Origin of the sequence: Tenacibaculum sp. ZH5_bin.1 (assembly GCF_042865525.1) — a bacterium.
Classification (GTDB): domain Bacteria; phylum Bacteroidota; class Bacteroidia; order Flavobacteriales; family Flavobacteriaceae; genus Polaribacter; species Polaribacter mesophilus.
Window position 1 is genome coordinate 1,373,762 of record NZ_JBEGIO010000001.1, and the last position, 21,140, is coordinate 1,394,901.

Annotated in this window: 16 protein-coding genes; 8 read left to right on the forward strand and 8 right to left on the reverse strand. The window is 32.9% G+C overall.

The features are described 5' to 3' along the window. Nucleotides 1-56 precede the first annotated feature (56 nt). The 3 genes from ABHQ57_RS06335 to ABHQ57_RS06345 are packed head-to-tail and all read left to right on the forward strand — an operon-like array spanning nucleotide 57 to nucleotide 2,680. Nucleotides 57-554, forward strand: a complete 498-nt coding sequence (locus tag ABHQ57_RS06335) for a hypothetical protein (protein WP_047789848.1) — start codon at nucleotides 57-59, stop codon at nucleotides 552-554. After that, a complete protein-coding gene (locus ABHQ57_RS06340; protein ID WP_389862833.1) occupies nucleotides 554-1,936 on the forward strand; it encodes a DUF5723 family protein in 1,383 nt (460 codons plus the stop codon). The genes ABHQ57_RS06335 and ABHQ57_RS06340 overlap by 1 nt, the downstream gene beginning before the upstream one ends. Then, nucleotides 1,937-2,680 carry a hypothetical protein gene (locus ABHQ57_RS06345; protein ID WP_047789846.1) on the forward strand — a complete coding sequence of 248 codons (744 nt, stop codon included), beginning with the start codon at nucleotides 1,937-1,939 and terminating at the stop codon, nucleotides 2,678-2,680. A 20-nt stretch (nucleotides 2,681-2,700) separates the two neighbouring features. Here ABHQ57_RS06345 and ABHQ57_RS06350 read toward each other — a convergent pair whose 3' ends face one another. The 3 genes from ABHQ57_RS06350 to ABHQ57_RS06360 form a co-directional block, all read right to left on the reverse strand. Continuing rightward, a complete protein-coding gene (locus ABHQ57_RS06350; RefSeq protein WP_389862835.1) occupies nucleotides 2,701-3,624 on the reverse strand; it encodes a YeiH family protein in 924 nt (307 codons plus the stop codon). Nucleotides 3,625-3,701: 77 nt separating this feature from the next. Continuing rightward, nucleotides 3,702-4,583 (reverse strand): LysR family transcriptional regulator, encoded by an 882-nt coding sequence (locus ABHQ57_RS06355; RefSeq protein ID WP_159613077.1) that lies wholly within the window; start codon nucleotides 4,581-4,583, stop codon nucleotides 3,702-3,704. A gap of 18 nt (nucleotides 4,584-4,601) precedes the next feature. Then, nucleotides 4,602-5,873, reverse strand: a complete 1,272-nt coding sequence (locus tag ABHQ57_RS06360; protein WP_047789843.1) for a replication-associated recombination protein A — start codon at nucleotides 5,871-5,873, stop codon at nucleotides 4,602-4,604. 22 nt (nucleotides 5,874-5,895) lie between these two features. On the opposite strand from ABHQ57_RS06360, the gene ABHQ57_RS06365 reads away from it, so the two are divergent. Beyond that, complete coding sequence (locus ABHQ57_RS06365) at nucleotides 5,896-6,657, forward strand: rhomboid family intramembrane serine protease (RefSeq protein ID WP_231128383.1); 762 nt, start codon at nucleotides 5,896-5,898, stop codon at nucleotides 6,655-6,657. Between the two features lie 30 nt (nucleotides 6,658-6,687). Here ABHQ57_RS06365 and rlmB read toward each other — a convergent pair whose 3' ends face one another. The 5 genes from rlmB to ABHQ57_RS06390 form a co-directional block, all read right to left on the reverse strand. Beyond that, on the reverse strand, nucleotides 6,688-7,425 hold the full coding sequence (rlmB, locus tag ABHQ57_RS06370) for a 23S rRNA (guanosine(2251)-2'-O)-methyltransferase RlmB (protein ID WP_167713422.1): 738 nt from the start codon (nucleotides 7,423-7,425) through the stop codon (nucleotides 6,688-6,690). An 85-nt stretch (nucleotides 7,426-7,510) separates the two neighbouring features. Beyond that, on the reverse strand, nucleotides 7,511-9,022 hold the full coding sequence (locus ABHQ57_RS06375) for a RagB/SusD family nutrient uptake outer membrane protein (protein ID WP_159490046.1): 1,512 nt from the start codon (nucleotides 9,020-9,022) through the stop codon (nucleotides 7,511-7,513). Nucleotides 9,023-9,042: 20 nt separating this feature from the next. Then, nucleotides 9,043-12,324 (reverse strand): SusC/RagA family TonB-linked outer membrane protein, encoded by a 3,282-nt coding sequence (locus tag ABHQ57_RS06380; RefSeq protein WP_167713424.1) that lies wholly within the window; start codon nucleotides 12,322-12,324, stop codon nucleotides 9,043-9,045. Between the two features lie 130 nt (nucleotides 12,325-12,454). Further along, nucleotides 12,455-13,957, reverse strand: a complete 1,503-nt coding sequence (locus tag ABHQ57_RS06385) for a SusD/RagB family nutrient-binding outer membrane lipoprotein (protein WP_073181433.1) — start codon at nucleotides 13,955-13,957, stop codon at nucleotides 12,455-12,457. A 12-nt stretch (nucleotides 13,958-13,969) separates the two neighbouring features. Next, a complete protein-coding gene (locus ABHQ57_RS06390; RefSeq protein ID WP_167713425.1) occupies nucleotides 13,970-17,197 on the reverse strand; it encodes a SusC/RagA family TonB-linked outer membrane protein in 3,228 nt (1,075 codons plus the stop codon). A gap of 341 nt (nucleotides 17,198-17,538) precedes the next feature. Here ABHQ57_RS06390 and rpsL point away from each other — a divergent pair, with 341 nt between their 5' ends. Genes rpsL through rpsJ form a run of 4 tightly spaced genes read left to right on the forward strand, consistent with a single transcriptional unit; the run spans nucleotide 17,539 to nucleotide 20,863 of the window. Further along, complete coding sequence (gene rpsL / locus ABHQ57_RS06395; RefSeq protein ID WP_028890722.1) at nucleotides 17,539-17,919, forward strand: 30S ribosomal protein S12; 381 nt, start codon at nucleotides 17,539-17,541, stop codon at nucleotides 17,917-17,919. 32 nt (nucleotides 17,920-17,951) lie between these two features. Next, the gene (rpsG, locus tag ABHQ57_RS06400) at nucleotides 17,952-18,428 is read left to right on the forward strand and encodes a 30S ribosomal protein S7 (RefSeq protein WP_028890723.1); all 477 of its coding nucleotides are present in this window, start codon (nucleotides 17,952-17,954) and stop codon (nucleotides 18,426-18,428) included. 6 nt (nucleotides 18,429-18,434) lie between these two features. Beyond that, entirely contained in the window at nucleotides 18,435-20,552 is a 2,118-nt protein-coding gene (gene fusA, locus ABHQ57_RS06405) for an elongation factor G (protein ID WP_047789836.1), read from the forward strand. Nucleotides 20,553-20,557: 5 nt separating this feature from the next. Then, nucleotides 20,558-20,863: a 30S ribosomal protein S10 gene (gene rpsJ, locus ABHQ57_RS06410; RefSeq protein WP_024740605.1), complete on the forward strand. Its 306-nt coding sequence runs from the start codon at nucleotides 20,558-20,560 to the stop codon at nucleotides 20,861-20,863. The last annotated feature ends 277 nt before the right edge of the window (nucleotides 20,864-21,140 follow it).

The window sequence follows — 21,140 nt, forward strand, 5'->3', positions numbered from 1 at the left end:
TAAATAAAAATAAGAAAGTAAAACACTTCTTTATATTATTTGTTTTAATAACACATATGTCATGTATAAAAGATATTGATTTTAGTCAAGCAGAAGATATAGAAATAACACCAGTTATTGTTGCATCATTAGTGTATGCCAATCTTGATCAAACTTCATTAGTTACACCAACAGGAATTGAAATAGCAAGAATAAGAGAGGTTTCAAGGTTAGAAGTTTTTAATAATGAAGGAGCTGAAGATTTAAATAAAATTGAACTTAATTTTGAAATAAATAATCCTTTTGATAGAAACTTTAAACTTAATTTTAATTTTCTCGACGAGAATAATGCAGTAACGTATAGAGTTACATCAATTAATATTCCCAAAAACACTCAGGCTTTTAACTTTCAAGAGGTTATTGATGTTTTGAGTAATTCAAGTATTTTAAATTCAACTAAAATTGAATTAATTCTTGAGCTATTACCAAGTTCAGACGGTACCGTGATTGATATCAACGAACCCAAAAAGTTTACTTTTAAATCAGCAGGAACCCTTTATTTTAAAATAAATTAATGAAACATTTATACATTTTATTGCTGTTGTTTATAATCGTAATACACGAAATAAACAGTCAAAATAAACAAGTTTTATATGGGTTCGATGAAATACCACAAACATTATTATTAAACCCAGGAGCAACCGTTAATTATAAATATCATGTAGGAATTCCCTTTTTATCAGGAGTGTCTTTTCAAGCCGGAGTAACAGGTGATGTTACAGTAGCTGATGTTTTTAGAAATGATATGATTAATTTTAATGTTAAGTATAGGAATGCATTAAATAAATTATCAGTTAACGATTATGTACAGTTAAACACACAAATAGAAATACTAAATGCAGGCTATAAACTTAATGATAAGTATTATATATCTGGAGGTTTTTATACAGAAGTAGACGCATTTATGGCGGTGCCAAAAAATATATTACAACTAATTAATGATGGCAATGCTTCCAACTTAAATAAAGATTTTTTGGCATCAGAAGTTTCGGTAAAATCTGAAGTATTAAGTGTTCTCCATGTTGGTGTTTCAAAAAAAGTAAATGATAAGTTAACAGTAGGGGGGAGGTTAAAAATTTATTCGGGAATAGCTAATGTTACTTCTACTGAAAATAAAGGAAGTTTTGCAACAAAATTAGGTCAAGATAATATTTACACACACCATTTAAATAATATTGATGCCGCGGTTTATAGCTCTGGTATTTATAATGAAAATAATAATGTTGAAATTTCTACAAAAGATATCATTAGTAGATCACTTTTGGGAGGAAACTTGGGCTTAGGTATAGATTTTGGAATTACCTATAAGATTAATAAACAAACTGAATTAACAGCTAGTTTGTTAGATGTAGGTTTTGTGAATTATTCAAAAGGAAATAGAAATGCATCTGTAAAAGGAAGTTATGATTTTTCTGGTATTGAGTTTAAATACGATGGAACAAATCGTAATTATTGGGAAGACTTAAAGAACGACATAGAAAGCCAAATACCTAATGAAGAAGATAAAAATTCATACACAGTAATGCGTCCTATAAAGTTTAATAGTTCAGTTAAACATAGTTGGGGAAAATCAAGAAGAGAAGAAACTTGCTACGATATGACGTATAATAAATTTTATAACAATGCTATTGGTGGTCAGTTGTTTGCTGTTTTTAGACCTACAGGACCTAAATTCGCATTTACAAGTTTTTATGAAAGAATTTTAATAAAAGGAGTGAGGAGTAAAATAACCTATACAGTTGATGATTTTTCATACACTAATTTTGGATTAGGATTATCAGTAAAAACAGGAAAGTTAAACATATACGGTGTAGTGGACAATTTGTTTAAAATTGCCGATATTGCTGATGCCAATATAACCTCTTTTCAACTAGGAGTTAATTTAATATTTAAATAAATGAAAAAAATAGTTTACGTTTTATTATTAATCACAGCAACAAGTTTTGCGCAAAAATCTATTAATACTTACAAGTATGTTATTGTACCAACAAAGTTTGACTTTTTAAAAGGTAAAGATAAATACCAAACAAGTTCATTAACAAAATTCTTATTCAATAAGTATGGCTTTACAGCACTATTAGAAGATGAGAAGTTACCAGAAGAAGTTGTAAATAATAGGTGTTTAGCTTTAACAGGTACAGTAAGAGATGAATCAGGATTATTTACAACAAAGAGTATTGTAGAGTTAAAAGATTGTAATAACAAAGTGGTGTTTGCATCTAAAGAAGGAAGAAGTAAAGAGAAAGATTACAAAAAGGCCTATCATGAAGCTATTCGTAATGCTTTTAAATCAGTACAGGCATTAAAGTACAAGTATACACCATCAAAAGAAGTAACTACTGTAAAAGAAGAAGAAGTAGCTCCAGTGGTTTCAACTGTTGAGGTAGTAAAAAATAAAACAGTGCAGGCTAATGAAGAAAACACAACAAAGAATGTATTGTATGCACAATTAACAACTAACGGATTCCAGTTAGTAAACACAAAACCTGAAGTTGTTTTTCAAGTATTAAAAACGAATGTAAAAGACGTTTTTGTAATTAAAGATAAGAATGGAATTTTATATAAAAATGGAGATTTTTGGTTTGCTGAGTATTATATGGATGGAACTAAAACAACAAAACAATATCAAATAAAGTTCTAATGCATATTTTTCACTACTCTTTAAGAAACAATAATAAAGAGTAGTGAAAAAACACTTATAAATATCCATAAAAGAGAAGCAACAATAACAGGCTTAATACCACTTTCTTTTAAATCCTTACCAGTTAAATTCATTCCTACTAAAAATAAGGTTACTACGAGAAGTCTTTTAGATAATTCTACGATGTTTATTGAAAAACTTTCAGGAACAACTTGATAACTGTTGAGTAGCATTGCTACAATGAATCCAATAATAAAATAAGGGGTTTTAATTTTTCTATCACTAGACTTAAAAAGAAGCATAGCAAAAAAAGATAAAGGTATAATCCATAAAGTACGAGCAAGTTTCACAGTAGTTGCTATTTGCAAAGCTTCATCACCATACTCTAAAGCAGCCCCTACAACAGAACTGGTGTCGTGGATAGCTATGGCGCACCAAATTCCAAATTGTTGTTGAGTTAAACCAAAAAGATGTCCTAAAGGAGGAAATATAAATAAGGCAATAGCATTTAAAAAGAAAACAACTCCAATAGCGATACTTATAGTTTTATGATTAGCTTTAATTACAGGTGAAATAGCAGCGATAGCACTTCCGCCGCAAATAGAAGTCCCCGAAGTAATTAAAAAGCCTAACTTTTTCTCAATTGAGAAAAAATTAATAAAAAAGAGACCTAGAGTTACGGTTAAAATAATTGATAAAGTAGCTAAAATAAACCCTTCTTTGCTTGTTTGTATAGTTTCAGTTAAAGACATTCCAAAACCTAAACCAATAACAGACGTTTTTAAAAGAATTTGAGTTGCTTTTTTAGTTTTTTCTGGAAAAGGATTACCAAAAATAGATGTCAAAATAAAGCCAAATACTAAAGTAAAAGGGCTAGAAATGTAGCCAGCGAAGGCTAGTGTTAAAGAGAATATAAAAAAGATAATTAGATAGAATTGTTTCATTTTTTCTAAGAATTTGATGAAACAAAACTACGACTGAAATATAGCTAAAAAGGAAATTAAATAGTTATATAAGATAACTAAAAGTTATAGTTGGTTTTAATTAATTTATAAAGTAGGTCCATTTTTTTTGATTGATAGTTTGTCCTACAAACAAAATCAAACTCACGTTCAAAAGAAAGCCCTTTAATATCAACTATTTTTAATTTGTTTTGAATGAGTTTTTCCGTTACAGCGTGGATAGATAAGAGAGCATAAGAGTTAGAGTAATGCAAATACTGTTCAATAGCCTCTGTGTTATTTAATGTTATTACTCTGTTTAGTGTAGTAATGTTGTTTTTCTTTAAAGTTTCTTCAATTACCTCACGTGTACCCGAACCAACTTCACGACTTACATAAGGTATTTCACTTAGTTCTTTTTTTGATATAGAGCTTTTACTATTGCTATTGTTAGTGCTTGTAACCAGCACAATCTCATCTTTTATAAATTTTGAGTATCGTAATAATTGATTAGAAGATTTTCCTTCTACAATACCAAACTCTAATTCTTGATTTAAAATCTTATGTTCAATATCTTTTGTATTACCACTAATTATATTGAACTTTATATTATTAGAGTTTTGTTTTATTTTAGCGAGTACTTTTGGTATCACATACGTAGCAATTGTGGTGCTCAATCCTATATTAAATTCAAGAGAAATGCTCTTTTCATTTAAAAGAAAAGAATTCTTTAATTCTTCAAATAACTCAGTAATTTTATAAGCATAATCAAGAAAAATTTTTCCTTCATTTGTTAATGAAATAGAGTTTCGTGATCTATTAAAAAAAGTTGTATTGTATTCTTCTTCTAATTTTGAAATAGTTTTAGAAACGGCAGGTTGTGAAATATTCAACTCTTTAGAAGCAAGTGTAAAACTTGAATACTGAGCAACTTTGATAAAAGTTTTTAGTTTATAATTCATAACCTATTTGTATTGTAACTAATAATTGTATTTATCTTTCCAACGTTGCTTCAGTAGTTCTCTAAATTGATTTTCACGAGCATTGTTACCTGGTTCATACAATTTTGTGTTTTTTATCTCATCGGGTAAAAATTCTTGATTTACGAAATTACCAGCGTAGTTGTGAGAGTATTGATATTCCTTTCCGTAGTCTAGGTCTTTCATTAATTTAGTAGGAGCATTACGTAAATGCAACGGAACAGACAAATCACCAGTTGTTTTAACTAAATTTTGTGCTTCACCTATAGCCATATAAGAAGCATTACTTTTGGCAGAGTTTGCTAAATATACAGCGCACTGGCTTAAAATAATCCTAGACTCTGGATAGCCAATTACAGAAACAGCTTGAAAGGTATTGTTGGCTAAAATTAACGCAGTAGGGTTTGCGTTACCAATATCTTCAGAAGCAGCAATAAGCATTCTACGAGCAATAAACTTCACATCTTCTCCGCCTTCTATCATACGAGCTAACCAATACACTGCTGCGTTGGGATCACTTCCTCTGATAGATTTTATAAAAGCAGAAACAATATCGTAATGTTGTTCACCTGTTTTATCATAACGAACCGTATTTTTTTGAATTTTAGATAACACCAATTCATTAGTAACCTCAATTTCATCATCAGCAGAAACTAATAATTCAAAAATATTCAGAAGTTTTCTCGCATCCCCACCAGAAACTTGAAGCAGTGCATCGGTTTCTTTTAAGTTGATTTTTTTTTGAGAAATGATTTCATCTTTTTCCATTGCGCGATGTAACAAAGCAACCAAATCATTTTTATCAAAAGAATTTAATATATACACTTGGCAGCGAGAGAGTAGGGCAGGTATAACCTCAAAGCTTGGGTTTTCAGTGGTAGCGCCAACTAGAGTTACCCAACCTTTTTCAACAGCGCCTAATAAAGAATCTTGTTGAGATTTACTAAAACGATGAATCTCATCAATAAATAAAATAGGGTTTTTTTGCGTGAACAATCCGCCACTTTTCTTTGCTTTTTCAATTACTTCGCGAACATCTTTTACTCCAGAGCTAATAGCACTTAAGGTATAAAATGGACGTCCAGATTCATTTGCAATAATATTGGCTAAGGTAGTTTTTCCAATTCCTGGAGGCCCCCATAAAATTAGTGAAGGAATAATTCCTTGTTTTATATGATTGGTTAAAATTCCATTTTCGCCCACTAAATGTTGTTGACTAATATAGTCACTTAAACTTTGTGGACGGATTCTTTCTGCCAAAGGTTGATTCATAATGTAAAAATAGCAAAGATTTATGACAGAACTTCAGAAATACTGCTTTGGATTTATTTTTGTTATTTTAATGGCTATGAACACAGAACAGCAACTAAAATTTTCTCCAACAGTTTTTACTATTCCTTTCCTGTTTGTTTTTACAATTTGGCTTGTATACTGGATAGAAATTAAATTTGGATGGAATTTCAATAAATTTGGAGTTTTTCCGAGAAATTTTAGTGGTTTAAAAGGGGTTTTGTGCTCTCCTTTTATTCACAGTGACACCAAGCATCTTTTTAATAATTCAGTTCCTTTATTTGTGCTCTCAGCTTGTCTTTTTTATTTTTATAAGGAAGTAGCAATTAAAGTTTTGTTATTTGGAGGGATTATTACTGGATTACTAACTTGGTTAATTGCAAGAGAATCCTACCATATTGGAGCGAGTGGAATTGTGTATTTGCTTTTTAGTTTTGTTCTTTTTAGTGGGATTATAAAGAAAAACTACAGGTTAGTAGCTGTTTCTTTTATCACCATATTTTTATACGGAAGTATGGTTTGGTATGTATTACCGATTAAAGAAGGAATGTCTTGGGAAGGTCATTTATCAGGGTTAATTACAGGAATAGTATTAGCTTTGTTATACAAAAATAAAGGTATAATTAAGGAAAGGTTTGAGTTCTCTAAAACAGAATTTGATGATATGTTTGATGAAAATGGAAACTATATTCCACCAATTGTAGAAGAAGCCGAGTTAGAATTGAAGGAAATAAAATACCGTTATATCTACAAGGAAGAGGAATAAAAAATCCTGCACTAAGCAGGATTTAAAATATTATAAACGTTGTCTTACAGCTTCATATAAGAACGCACCACAAGCAACTGAAACATTTAAAGATTCAATTTCACCTAGAAGTGGCAATTTAGCCTTATAGTCCACCATTTTTAAAACAGAGTTACTTACTCCTTTGTGTTCAGAACCCATGATGATTGCCATAGGTTGATTTAAATTAACATCAAAAACTGAATTTTCAGTTTTTTCAGTAGCAGCAGCTAATTTAATATCTGCAGCTTTTAGTTGAAAAATGGCATCTTTAATATGATCTACTTTACAAATAGGTACTTTAAAAGCAGCTCCAGCTGAAGTTTTAATGGTTTCAGCATTTACAGGAGCACTACCACTTTTTTGAATGATGATTCCGTTTACACCAGTACATTCTGCTGTTCTAATAATGGCCCCAAAATTCCTTACATCAGAAACTTGATCTAATAATAAAAATAGGGGAGTTTTATCAGATTCTAATGCTTCTTCAATTAAGTTCTCTAAATCATAAAAGTCAATAGGTGAAATTTTAGCTACAGCACCTTGATGATTGTTATGTTTAGATAAACGATCTAACTTCTCAGTAGGAACTACACTAGTTGATACTTTATTCTTCTTTAGGAGCTTATCTAATTGAAAAAATAATTCTCCTCGTAAACCTTTTTGAAGATATACCTTGTTAATTGAAGCTCCACTTTCTATAGCTTCAATAATGGCTCTAATACCGAAAATATTTGTGTTTTGTTCCATGTTGCAAATGTAGTTGATTTTATGGTATAAAAAAACCACCTCGTTAGAGGTGGTTAAGACTATGAATAATTATGTCTTATTATAATTATTGATTTTGATCATTCAAGAAAGGATTGTTTTGAATTTCATCTTGAGGAATTTCAAAAGTCATTTTTTCTTCATTATAATCCATTGATTCATTAGCTAAGAAAATATGATTTGAACCTCTATTTACTGTAGCTTTAAAACGCTTCATTGCTAAATAACTCTTACCTTCTCCCCATAATTCAATACGAGTTTGCAAGTATATCTCATCTAATAATGATTGACCACTTAAAGCATCAATATAAGTAACATCTGGAACTCTATTTTGCATAACAGCTTTCAAACTATTTCTAGCAGCCCCTTCATTACCAGAGCGAGCATTTGCTTCAGCGTTTAATAAATAAACTTCTTCAATACGCATATAAACATAATCAGCACCAAGACCAGTTTGAGGTCCAGAACCTACATCTACATTAGGAGCCCAATAGAATTTAAATAAAGGTTGTAAATATCTAGTACTTGATGAGTTCGCAAAAAATTGAGCTTTTCTTGCATCATTAGCAGGGATTTGGTTATAAAGCCCTATATCAATGGCTTTATAATCACCAGCCCATCCGTAACTATAGGAAAAGGCATCGACTTGACCCCACCAAGAAACTAAACCTAATCCATTTTCAGGAACTATGTCAATACCCCACATCCAACTAGGGTCATTAACACTGTTGAAGCCATCGGTAACAGTATTAGCAGACTTAATAATAAACTTATTAGCATCAATAACATTTTGCGTTAGAGTTGCCATTTTAGGGAAGTCAGTACCCCTAGCACCTAAAACATATGCATATAAAGTTTGAGCAATATCTTTATTTACTTGGTTTTTAGAAGTTCTTTCAAAACCGTCTAATAAAGCTATAGCCTCTGTTAAATCTTTCTCCATCAAGTCATAAACTTCTTGAGCAGAAGATTTAGGAAGATTTGTACTAGTAGCCTCAATAGGCATAGGTAAAATTAACTCACTAGGATTATATTCTCTTTGATAATATTGAGTTAAATAAAAGTAAGCATAAGCCCTCATTGCTTTAGCTTGTCCCATTGCAAACTTGTTTTCATCAATAGTAGGAGTAAAGTCGTTACCACCTAAACTCTTAATAACTGTATTAGCTGATCTAACGATTCTATAATAATATCTCCAAATGATTCTATTTTCACCTCTTATGAAGTTTTGAGTAACATCAAGTTGAGATATTCTATTATACCAGCGGAAAGCAGAAGCAGTTAGAGCCATATCTCCAGATACAATATCAGCATAAATATCTTGCCCTTTTTGTCCAAAGTCAGTTTGAGAGTCAGAACCACCACTACCAACTTGAATCATTTGTGCGTAAATACCATTAGCAAAAGCAGCAGGTATATCTGGATTTGTGTTTGTGCCAAATTCAGCTTGAGCACTAGTAAGGTACTGGGTAGGTTGACTATCACCAGAAACTCCACTATTATCTAATAGTTCATCAGCACAGCTATATGAAAAACCTATAGTCATAATTGCTAATGATATTTTTATTATTTTTTTCATAATTATTATGTTAATAAAATTTAAAATTTAACTCTTACACCTAAAGTTAACGTTGTAGCAGGAGCGTATATTCTACGTGCAGAGCTTCCAGTTTCTGTAACAGCAGGGTTAAAACCTCTTCTAGTAGTTTCGTTAAAAAGATTATCTCCAGATATCCAAATATTTAATAAATCAATACCAGACTCTCCTAAGAACTTATTAGGTAAGGTATACCCAATTCTAGCATTGTTTAATGCTATAAAATCAGTACTAGTTATAAAGCGAGAAGACGCAGAAGAAATATTAGCAACAACATCAGAATCGTTAGCTAAAAGAGGCACATTAGTTTGGTCACCAGGATTTTGCCATCTATTTCTAATATCTACGTGAAAGTTGTTATTTCCAGACATAAGTTCTGCGTAAGTGTTGTCATATGCATATCCTCCTAAACTATAAGTAAACTGAGTAGAAAAATCAAAGTCACTTAATTTACCAGATAATCTAAAAGCACCTCTTACATCAGGAATTAGTGACTTATTAAGAAATACTTGAGTTGCATTAGAGTAGTTTTTGGTTGTAGTTTTTTTAATATTAGCATTTGATGCGTTTAATCTATATTCATAAAGAGAACCAGTAGTACTGTCATCTCCATTTTCTAAAGTGCTAAAATCATCTTCACCAGCATCTAATACATCATTGTTATTTGCATCATTATAGTATTGATTCCATAATGGCGCACCATCATTAGGGTCTACACCAGCCCACTCTTGCATATAAAAGTCAAAAATAGAACGTCCTTGAGCATAAGCGTAACCTCCATCCTCACTTGAATTTGAATCAAGAATTTTAGGTAAACCAGTTGAAGGATCCAAAGGCATAGTCTTCATTTCATTACTTAAGACTTCTCCGTTCAAAGACAGGTCAAGTTTAAAGTTTTCTTTATTTATTATATGTGTAGTAACATCAAACTCGAATCCGTTATATTGAACTTCTCCATCATTTACCAAAATAGAAGAAAGTCCTGAAGAAGGTCCAAGTCTTCTGTTGAAAAATAAATTATCAGTATTTCTTATATAATAGTCAAAGTTAGCATCAACATAATTACCTAAACTCAATTCAACACCAGTTTGGAACATTCTAGTTGTTTCCCAAGTTAAATCAGGGTTACCAGCTAAACGTAAATCAATAGCAGCACCACCTCCAATAAAATTAACATTGAATATATCAAAACCAGAAGTATTTAAGGCACCGTCTTGATCTCCTGTTACACCCCAAGAAGCTTTTGCTTTTAAGTAAGAAATAAAACTGTCTTGCATAAAGTCTTCTTCACTAACAACCCATGAAGCACCAACTGAGCCAAATACACCCCACTTATCGTTTACAAATCTAGAAGAACCATCCGTTCTCAACGATCCTGTGAAATAATACTTTCCAGCATAGTTATAGTTTACTTGTCCAAAATAAGACTCAATTCCCGAGCCAACTTCATAGCCTGAGGCTGCAGCACTAGCTTCTAAATAATTATTTAAGTTATATAAGCCAGGAACAACTATATTTTGTTTAAAAGCTTGATCTTGTACAAATCTTCTCTCAAAAGTTTCATGAGCAGCCAAAGCCTCTAAATTATGATCTCCAAAAGAGGTTTTATAACGCAAAAGTTGTAAAAATGTTTGAGACCATCTAACTCTGTTTCTAACAGTAATGTTTCCATTAACTCCAGCAGCAGTACCGTAAGCGTGGTTACTAACATTATTTCTTTGTTCTATAGAGTATTGACCTCCAAATTTAGTTTCAAAAGATAATTTATCAGTTAATTTAAAATTAGCACTAAAACTACCATTTAATGCATGAGTATCAAATGCATCTAAATCTAAAATAGCAGAACCAATAGGATTTAATAAGTTTGATATAGGTCTATCTCTATCAAAACCATTTGTAGTTCCTGTTGGAGCACCATAGTCAAATTGGTTGCCACCATAAATAGGATCAGGAATTAATTGGCCTGAGTTAGGGTATCTCGCATATACTGGATAAATAGGAGCCATCTTATCAGCAAATTCGAATACATTTTCAGCTCCTTCAATCTGACCATTATTTGTGCTTTCAGAATAAGCATAACCTATATTTACTCCTATATTTAACCAATCTTTAACATCAGAGTTTAAATTAAGTCTTGTAGTATATCTTCTATAATCTGAGTTTAAAGAATAACCACTGTCATCAAGATAACCAAATGAAGCAAAATATTTAGATTTTTCTGAACCACCTGAAAAACGTACGTTAGCTTCTTGTCTTATCCCAGTACCAAAAGCTAAATCTGCATATTTTTCTGGAGTAAAAAGACGTTGAACACCAGGTCGAACAGTTTTTGTAGCAGGATCTATTAAAGCAGAAGCATCAGCAACATTCCACATATTATAACCGTTACCAGCTCCAACTGAAGTAAATAATCTTGCATTGGCATAAGCTACAGGGTCAGTACTACTATCGATAACGCCCTCATTATAAATACCTTCCCATGTATAACCGATATATTCTTCAGGAGATGTTAGAACATCATATCTAGGTATAAGCTGTGTGTTGATACCTGTTTTAACATCAACCTCTATAGAGCTTCTTTCAGAGTTGTTGCTACCACTTTTTGTAGTTATAAGAATAACTCCATTTGCACCTCTAGAACCATAAATAGCTGTTGCTGTAGCGTCTTTTAGTACCGTAGTGTTTTTGATATCAGAAGGGTTGATTGAGTTCAAATCAAAATTTCCAGCAAAAGGGATTCCATCGACCACATATAATGGACTACGATTACCTAAAGGAGAACCATAACCACGAATACGTACAGTACCAATAGAACCTGGTTGCCCTGAAGTGTTAATTACTGTTACACCCGAAACCTCACCAGCTAATGCTTGAGATACGTTAGAAAAAGATTTAGCCTCAATGTTTTCAGCTTTAACCACAGATGCTGTACCAGCATAAGATTTTTTTGTAGTAGTACCATAACCTACAACAACTACTTCTTCTAATAAATTATCTGTTTCTAACACAACGCTAATTTGGTTAGAAGCTCCAACAGTTTTTTCAGTAGTTTTCATACCAACAAAACTGAAAACTAAAACATCTCCTGTTTTAGCTTGAATAGAGTAATTTCCATCAAAATCAGTTTCAGTACCTTGTGCAGTACCTTTTTTTAAGATCGTAACTCCCGGTAATGGACCAGATTCATCTGAAACAGTACCTGAAATCGTTCTTTCTTGTGCAAAGGATATTTGCACAATCAACGCTAGGAATAGCGTTAAAATTCCATTAAACTTTGTTCTCATTATGTAATTATTTGAATTAATTAATCGCTAAAATCATAAATATATCTTAAATAAACAATTTTTTAACATAAAAAAACGCCCTGATATCAGGGCGTTTTAATAAAAAGTGTTTGTTTTAGGTCGTAGTATATTAATTTACATCCCAAAACAATTTAGATATCATGGTGTCTCCATCAGAAAGACCTTGCCTAGCAGCATCCCAATTAGAATTATTCAATAATTGTTCTTTTTGTGGGTAGTTAACTCTGTTAGGTATCGTGTTTAATCCAGGTACTAAGGTAGTAAAGGTAGCAGAACCAAAAGTATCTCCAGGCACAGATAAAGTATTAGGGTATCCAGTTCTTCTATACTCAGTCCAAGCTTCCAGCCCGTCCATATATAAAGCAATATATTTTTGAGTCAAGACATTTTCTTCATTAGCAACAGGTAGCATTGCTACATAGTTATCAGCATCTGATGAAGGAACTCCCCATGACTGCATTGAAGCCTTAACGCCATTTTCATAATTTGTTTGGTTCCATCCGTTGAATTCAGATCTAATAAATTCCATTTCCGCGTAAGACAATAAAATCTGATTATAGTCTGGTTTGATTATTTCAGAGCTAGGTATGCTTTCATTTTCCACAGCTCGTGCAACAGCGTTACCAAACCCATAAGGAATACCAATAATTTCAGTTGTACCTAAAGGATCAAAATATTTAGTAACCCTAGGGTCTTCTTCTGTGATTGAAGAGAATGGTCCAACACGATTATATAGTAAGTCTGTAAAAGATAGGGCAGGACCAAAGTCTTTACGAGCTCCAACAGTAAAAGCGTTATGCCAAGGGCCTCCAGTTATATCATCAGTACCATATTCAAAAGTAGCATTATCCGCATTAGAAGTAAAAGCTTTGGTATTAGATTCATTATAAACTGTCATAGCCAATGCGTTATCATATTTATTAATATGAGTTGCTAGTCTAAGTCTTATAGAGTGAGCAAATTTAACCCATAAAGCAGGCTCTCCATTGTAAATATTATCTCCTGATGTGAATACAGTTTTAGAGGTATTCATTTTGTTAGCGGCATCAAGTAATTCAGCTAATAAGTCTTCATAAATAGTTTCAGCACTAGTATAAGCAGGACTATTAATACCTTCTTCTAGACGTAAAGCTTCAAAAGCAGTATTATCTCTTTGTCCATAACTCCAATAAGGAACATCTCCAAAAACATCAACTAATTTAGAAAAAGTGAATGCCATCATTATTCTTGAAGCTTGTATTTGATTGTTATTGTCGCCATAAGCAGACATTAAATTAGCAGTTTCAGGATTTTCATTTAATTCGATGACTTTTTTTAAGTCAGTTAAAATTAAATAAGGTTCCTGCCATAAATCATCTACTTGCGAAACTCTTAAGGCGTATCTATTTTCATCAGTATAAAATTCATCAGCCCAGAATTGAGCAAATGCTAATGTTGCTCTCGCGCCAGTCCACTGATCATTTAATTCGTAAGCTAAATTAAATTGAGCACTAGTTACTAACTGAGTAGAAGGTGCTGTTTCAGGGTTGTCAGGGTCATTAATGTAATCTGTATCACATGCTAAAAAAGAACTTAGCAAAAGTGAAGCGAATATATATTTTATTTTTTTCATCTTATATTAGTTTTAGAAAGATAAGTTTAAGTTCATACCAAAAGATCTAACAGAAGGTTGTAGTCCTCCTTCTAAACCTTGAATATTACCTGAACCTGTTGATACTGTTTCTGGGTCAATTCCATCGTAATCAAGCCCCCAAGTATATAGATTTCTACCGAATAAACTAACTCTAGCTTTATCAAAAACTTTCAAAAATTCTCCTTTAAAAGTATAGCCTAGAGATACTTCTCTTATTTTGTAAAAGTCAGCATCAAATACATTTTGGGCATCAGGTGTTCCAAAACCACCGTAGTGTGAAGTACCATAAGTTTGACCAGATATTCTAGTTGTGTTAGGAGCAGTATTAGTAACAGTATAGCTTCCATCGTCATTATAAGTTACAGTACCAGTTACTCCAGGTAATACGATACCATCTTCTCTTATGTTATTATCAACTGTTTCTTGTAGCATACCAGAGTACATACCCCACATGTGTGAAGTAGAAAAGTATTTACCTCCTTTACTCATTTCTAGCAATATACCTAAATCAAAGTTTTTATATTTAAAGCTATTTCTTAAACCAGCACTGAAGTCAGGGTTAGCAGAACCTAAAGCAACTAAATCATTAGTCGCTGCATATGTACCATCACTAGTAATTACTTTATTTCCTTGATCATCATAAATAAAGTCAGTACCCATAATTGAACCATAAGCTTTACCAACTGTTGCAGCTAGTTGAGCTTGGAAAGGAGCATTTGTTAAAAGAATAGAGTTTAGCCCTTCTTTTAATTCAACCAATTCATTTTCGTTTTTAGCGAAATTCACATCAATGTTCCATGTGAAGTTTTCATTAACTATTGGTTTCAAGCCTAGTTGTATTTCTACCCCTTTATTAGTCATTTTACCCGCATTGATCCATTGAGAACCATAACCTGTTCCATAAGAAAGGTCAACAGGTATGATTTGATCTGTTGTTTCGTTGCTGTAATATGTAACATCTAAATTTACTCTTCTATTTAAAAAGTTTAACTCTGTTCCAACTTCCCATGTAGTAGTTGTTTCGTTAACTAAGTTAGAGTTTAATAGGCTTGAAGGAGATGTAACTCTACCATCACCTTTAAAAGGAGTGTCTAAAGTTAAAGTGCTTATAACTCTGTATGGATCTGTATCATTTCCTACTTGTGCCCACCCAAATCTTAATTTACCATAGTTAAACCAGTTTGATTCAGGAAATAAAACATCGTTGAATACCCATGCAACAGAAGCAGAAGGATAGAAGTATGAGTTATTATCTTCTGGTAAAGTAGAAGACCAGTCATTTCTACCTGTTAAGTCAATGAATAATTGATTAGCAAAAGATAAGCTAACGCTTCCAAATAAACTATTCACTACTTTATCTATATTATCAACATTTTTCTCTAAAGGTCCCTTACCATTGTTAATATTATAAATATTAGGTACTGATAAGCCACCAGTAGTTTGGTTGAAGCGATAATTTAAGGTGTGATTTCTTTTGTTAGCCCCAAACAAAGCGGATAGTTTAAAGTTTTCTGAAAAATCTTTTTTATAATTAGCAGTAAACTCATAGTTATATTCCTTAAAATTGTAGGCTCTTTCTAAGAATTCAGATTGAGCTTGAGAACCTATAGCTTTTTGTTCTGTGTTTCTAAAGTTATATGTGTCAGCATATACACTACCTTTAATACTTAAGTCATCTGTTATTTGGTAATTTAAACTAGCATTTCCGTATACACGAGTTCTTCTGTCGGTAGGTAAATTTTCGTTAATTGTCCAGTAAGGGTTGTCAGAGTATTTAGGTTTAGGATTGTTCCATGAATTTCTATTCCAGGTTCTTTGGGTTCCGTCATCATTTTTATACTTCTGTAACCTTTTATAGTCTAGTTGTCTTTGTCCCCATTGAAAAAACTTTTGGGTAACACTATTGTCGTCATAGCCAATAACAGGTCTAGAACCAGATGTTTGAACATAATTTATACTACTAACAGCAGTTAAATCATCAGATAGTTTTTGATTGATGCTAAACTTTGCAAAATGACGATTAACCTCTGTGTTTGGTACTATACCACTATTTTCTTGAATACCAGCAGAAAATAATACGCTACCTTTATCACTAGCTGAAGTTAGAGTTAAGGTGTTGTTTGTAGAAATACCTGTTTTGAAAAATGAGTCTACGTCGTTTTCAGGTGCTACCCAAGCTCTTGGTTTTAAATAATCATTAGGAAAACTAGCTTGATCAAAAGCATCCCAGTGTAATACTTTTAAATTAGGGTTGTATTTAGGTCCCCAACTTTCATCAGTGTTATATTGAACTAACATGTATTCAGCTCCACCAATGTTTTGTATAGCAAAACCATTACGACCTATTCTGTTACCTTTGTCATCAAAATCAGGAATTATAGAACCTCCACCATATTCTCTTTGAAGGTCTGGTAAGATAGCAACTTCAGAAAAAGTAATAGAAGAGTTAATACTTACACCTAGTTTTTTTGAATTTTTACCTGTCTTGGTAGTGATTAACACAACACCATTAGAGGCTCTAGACCCATACAAAGCTGCTGCTGCTCCTTTTAAAACAGTAACAGTTTCAATATTACTAGGGTCAATATCATTAATAGTACTACCAAAATCAACACCACCAGCACCTCTTTGGGCGTTAGAGCTGTTAAAATTTGAGTTATCCATAGGTATTCCATCGATAACGAATAAAGGTTGATTTTCACCAGTAACAGAATTAGATCCTCTAATTAGGATTCTTTGAGATCCCCCTATATTACCAGAAGGAGAATTGATTTTTAAACCAGCTACTTTTCCTGATAAAGCACTTATGGCATTGTCGTTCTGAGCAGCATTTAATTCAGCAGCTTTTACTTTAGGAGCTGCAAAGGCTAAAGCTCTTTCACTTCTTGATTGTCCAAGTGCGGTAACAACAACTTCATCAAGTACATTGTCAGTAGTCATTGTTAAATTAATTGTGTTAGAGCTTGTAACTGTTCTTTCGATAGTTTTCATACCAACAAAACTAAAAACAAGAACATCTCCAGTTTTAGCATTAATAGTGTATTTTCCGTCAAAATCAGTTTCTACACCTATCGTCGTACCTTTTTTTAATACATTAACTCCAGGCAGAGGTCCGGTTTCGTCAGAAACTGTTCCTGAAATTACTTTTTCTTGTGCAAAGGATATTTGCACAATTAACGCTAAGATTAGCGTTAAAATTCCATTAAACTTTGTTTTCATTATGTAATTATTTGAATTAATTGAGTCAAAAATCATAAATAAAACTTAAAAAAACAAGGTATTTGTTAAATAATTCTAAAATAAAGTGTTTGTTTTGGTGTGGAATGTAAGATTGTTGTTTGTTTTTTGAAATTGTTTGTTTTTTTTAACATATTGTTTGTTTTTTTTGTGTATTAGAGAAGGTGTAAGAGGTGCTGTGAGTTTGAGTTTTTGAAGTTTTTTTTTGAGGTTTGTTAAAAATAACTCCTTGATATTTGAATAAATAGAAAATTGTCGTACATTTGCACACTCTTAAAATTAGAGTAATTTAAGTACAAATTAAAAACAAGTAATAATTTAGTATGCCAACTATTCAACAATTAGTTCGTAAAGGAAGAGCCAAAATAACTAAGAAGAGTAAATCGGCTGCTTTACAAGCATGTCCACAAAGACGTGGAGTTTGTACGCGTGTGTATACCACTACACCTAAGAAGCCTAACTCAGCGATGCGTAAGGTTGCAAGGGTGCGTTTAACAAATGGTAATGAAATCAACGCGTATATTCCAGGTGAGGGACATAACTTGCAAGAGCACTCGATAGTATTAGTTAGAGGTGGAAGGGTAAAAGATTTACCAGGTGTTAAATATCACGTGGTACGTGGAGCATTAGATACTGCTGGAGTTGAGGGTAGAACCCAACGTAGATCTAAGTACGGTGCAAAACGCCCAAAAGACAAAAAGTAAAAATTAATTAGTAACTTTTTTAATGTAAAGACATGAGGAAAAGAAGAGCTAAAAAAAGAGTTTTGTTACCGGATCCAAGATTCAACGATCAATTAGTTACACGTTTTGTGAATAACTTAATGTGGGACGGTAAAAAATCTGTAGCGTTCAAAGTGTTTTACGATGCAATGGATATCGTAAACGAAAAGAAAACTGACGAAGAAAAGTCGGCTTTAGAAGTGTGGAAAGATGGTTTGTCTAACGTGATGCCTCACGTAGAAGTTCGTTCTCGCCGTGTTGGTGGTGCAACTTTCCAAATTCCAATGCAAATTCGTCCAGACCGTAAGGTTTCTATGGCGATTAAATGGATGATTTCTTATGCGCGTAAGCGTAATGAAAAAACAATGGCACAACGTTTAGCTGCTGAGATTTTAGCTGCTGCTAAAGAAGAAGGTGCTGCTGTTAAGAAAAGAGTTGATACTCATAAGATGGCTGAAGCAAACAAAGCATTCTCACACTTTAGATTTTAATAAGAAATGGCAAGAGATTTAAAATATACAAGAAATATCGGTATTGCTGCTCATATTGATGCTGGTAAAACAACAACAACTGAGCGTATCCTTTTCTATACAGGGGTGTCTCACAAAATTGGAGAGGTTCACGATGGTGCTTCTACAATGGACTGGATGGAGCAAGAAGCTGAAAGAGGTATTACAATTACTTCTGCAGCTACTACTTGTACTTGGCAATTTCCAACCGAAAATGGACAGCCTACCGCTGATGCTAAGGGATACCATTTTAATATTATTGATACTCCAGGTCACGTTGATTTTACCGTAGAGGTAAACCGTTCGTTACGTGTATTAGACGGGTTAGTGTTCTTATTCTCTGCAGTAGACGGAGTTGAGCCACAATCTGAAACTAACTGGCGTTTAGCTGATAACTATAAAGTGCCACGTATCGGTTTCGTTAACAAAATGGACCGTCAAGGAGCAAACTTCTTAGCTGTATGTCAGCAAGTAAAAGACATGTTAAAGTCTAATGCAGTGCCAATCGTATTAAACATTGGTGATGAAGCAGATTTTAAAGGAATTGTTGATTTAGTTAAAAACCGTGCTATTGTATGGCATGATGATAACTACGGGTCGACTTTCGATGTTGTAGAAATTCCAGAAGAATTAAAAGAAGAAGCTCGTGAGTTACGTGGTAAGTTAATCGAAGAGGTTGCTGCTTATGACGAAAACTTATTAGAGAAGTACATGGAAGATGAAGATTCAATTACAGAAGAAGAAGTGCACGCTGCATTAAGAGCTGCTGTAATGGATATGTCTATTATTCCAATGGTATGTGGTTCATCATTCAAAAATAAAGGTGTTCAGTTTTTATTAGATGCTGTATGTCGTTATTTACCTTCGCCAGTAGATAGAGATAATATCGTAGGAACTAATCCTGATACTGGTGAGGAGGAAACACGTAAGCCAGATGCAAAAGCACCATTTTCAGCTTTAGCATTTAAAATTGCTACCGATCCTTTCGTAGGACGTTTAGCATTCTTCCGCGCTTATTCTGGTCGTTTAGATGCAGGTTCTTATGTGTTGAACAACCGTTCAGGTAAAAAAGAACGTATTTCACGTATTTACCAAATGCACTCTAACAAGCAAAATGCTATCGATTTTATTGAAGCTGGTGATATTGGAGCTGCTGTAGGATTTAAAGATATTAAAACAGGAGATACCTTATCTGATGAAAAGAATCCAATTGTTTTAGAATCAATGGATTTTCCAGATCCAGTAATCGGTATTGCTGTTGAGCCAAAAACTAAGGCTGACGTTGATAAGTTAGGTATGGCTTTAGGTAAATTAGCAGAGGAAGATCCAACATTTACTGTAAAAACAGATGATGCTTCAGGTCAAACTGTAATTTCAGGAATGGGTGAGTTACACTTAGATATTATTGTTGACCGTTTAAAGCGTGAGTTTAAGGTTGAAGTAAATCAAGGACAACCACAAGTAGAGTACAAAGAAGCTTTAACAGCTACTGCAGATCACAGAGAGGTTTATAAGAAACAATCTGGTGGACGTGGTAAGTTTGCGGATATTGTATTTACTATGGAGCCTGCTGATGAAGGTGTTACAGGATTACAATTTGAGTCTATTATTAAAGGTGGTAACGTTCCTAAGGAATTTGTACCTTCTGTAGAGAAAGGATTCAAAGAGGCAATGAAGAATGGTCCTTTAGCTGGTTACGAAATGGATTCGATGAAGATTACTTTAAAGGATGGGTCTTTCCACCCTGTAGATTCTGATCAATTATCATTCGAATTAGCTGCTAAGTTAGGTTATAAAGCTGCTGCAAAAGCTGCAAGAGCTGTAATCATGGAGCCAATGATGAAATTAGAAGTGTTAACTCCAGAGGAGAACATGGGAGATATCGTTGGAGACTTAAACAGAAGAAGAGGACAAGTAAACGATATGAGCGATCGTGCTGGATCTAAAGTAGTAAAAGCAATCGTTCCTTTATCAGAAATGTTTGGATATGTTACTTCTTTAAGAACATTATCTTCAGGTAGAGCAACTTCTACTATGGAATTCTCTCACTATGCAGAAACTCCAAGTAACATTTCAGAAGAAGTAATCGCAAACGCTAAAGGTTAATTAAGATGAGTCAAAAAATTAGAATAAAGTTAAAATCTTACGATTATAATTTAGTAGACAAGTCTGCTGAGAAAATCGTAAAAACAGTAAAGAGTACTGGTGCTGTAGTAAACGGACCAATTCCTTTACCAACAAATAAAAAGATTTTTACAGTGTTACGTTCACCACACGTAAACAAAAAATCAAGAGAACAATTTCAATTATCTGCTTACAAAAGATTATTAGACATTTATAGTTCTTCTTCAAAAACTATTGATGCACTAATGAAACTTGAGTTGCCAAGTGGAGTTGAAGTTGAGATCAAAGTATAAGTAAATCAACAACTTTCGGTTTAATTTTGTTAAGCCGAAAGTTTTTTATACTTTTGCACACCGAAATTTTAGTTTTCGGAGTGTGGAAATTTCTGAAAAGTATTCAGAAATGACATGTCCTGAGGGTTTCGCGAAGGAAAAACGGTAAAACAAATTCAAAGAGTGAAGGTGTTTTTCGCTCTTTTTTTTTGAGAAATTTGAAGGAAAACAAGAAACATTTGTTTCAAAAAATTATTTTATTAATAGACGCGCTGGATAAATTAAAATCTATCGTCTG

Excerpts from the sequence above, each read along its gene's own strand:
- ABHQ57_RS06360 (WP_047789843.1), bottom strand. The coding sequence starts at position 5,873 with ATGAATCAACCTTTGGCAGAAAGAATCCGTCCACAAAGTTTAAGTGAC.
- rpsJ (WP_024740605.1), top strand. The coding sequence starts at position 20,558 with ATGAGTCAAAAAATTAGAATAAAGTTAAAATCTTACGATTATAATTTA.
- rlmB (WP_167713422.1), bottom strand. The coding sequence starts at position 7,425 with ATGGAACAAAACACAAATATTTTCGGTATTAGAGCCATTATTGAAGCT.
- ABHQ57_RS06345 (WP_047789846.1), top strand. The coding sequence starts at position 1,937 with ATGAAAAAAATAGTTTACGTTTTATTATTAATCACAGCAACAAGTTTT.
- ABHQ57_RS06385 (WP_073181433.1), bottom strand. The coding sequence starts at position 13,957 with ATGAAAAAAATAAAATATATATTCGCTTCACTTTTGCTAAGTTCTTTT.
- ABHQ57_RS06355 (WP_159613077.1), bottom strand. The coding sequence starts at position 4,583 with ATGAATTATAAACTAAAAACTTTTATCAAAGTTGCTCAGTATTCAAGT.
- ABHQ57_RS06350 (WP_389862835.1), bottom strand. The coding sequence starts at position 3,624 with ATGAAACAATTCTATCTAATTATCTTTTTTATATTCTCTTTAACACTA.
- ABHQ57_RS06335 (WP_047789848.1), top strand. The coding sequence starts at position 57 with ATGTCATGTATAAAAGATATTGATTTTAGTCAAGCAGAAGATATAGAA.
- ABHQ57_RS06390 (WP_167713425.1), bottom strand. The coding sequence starts at position 17,197 with ATGAAAACAAAGTTTAATGGAATTTTAACGCTAATCTTAGCGTTAATT.
- ABHQ57_RS06365 (WP_231128383.1), top strand. The coding sequence starts at position 5,896 with ATGACAGAACTTCAGAAATACTGCTTTGGATTTATTTTTGTTATTTTA.
- rpsL (WP_028890722.1), top strand. The coding sequence starts at position 17,539 with ATGCCAACTATTCAACAATTAGTTCGTAAAGGAAGAGCCAAAATAACT.
- rpsG (WP_028890723.1), top strand. The coding sequence starts at position 17,952 with ATGAGGAAAAGAAGAGCTAAAAAAAGAGTTTTGTTACCGGATCCAAGA.
- fusA (WP_047789836.1), top strand. The coding sequence starts at position 18,435 with ATGGCAAGAGATTTAAAATATACAAGAAATATCGGTATTGCTGCTCAT.
- ABHQ57_RS06380 (WP_167713424.1), bottom strand. The coding sequence starts at position 12,324 with ATGAGAACAAAGTTTAATGGAATTTTAACGCTATTCCTAGCGTTGATT.
- ABHQ57_RS06340 (WP_389862833.1), top strand. The coding sequence starts at position 554 with ATGAAACATTTATACATTTTATTGCTGTTGTTTATAATCGTAATACAC.
- ABHQ57_RS06375 (WP_159490046.1), bottom strand. The coding sequence starts at position 9,022 with ATGAAAAAAATAATAAAAATATCATTAGCAATTATGACTATAGGTTTT.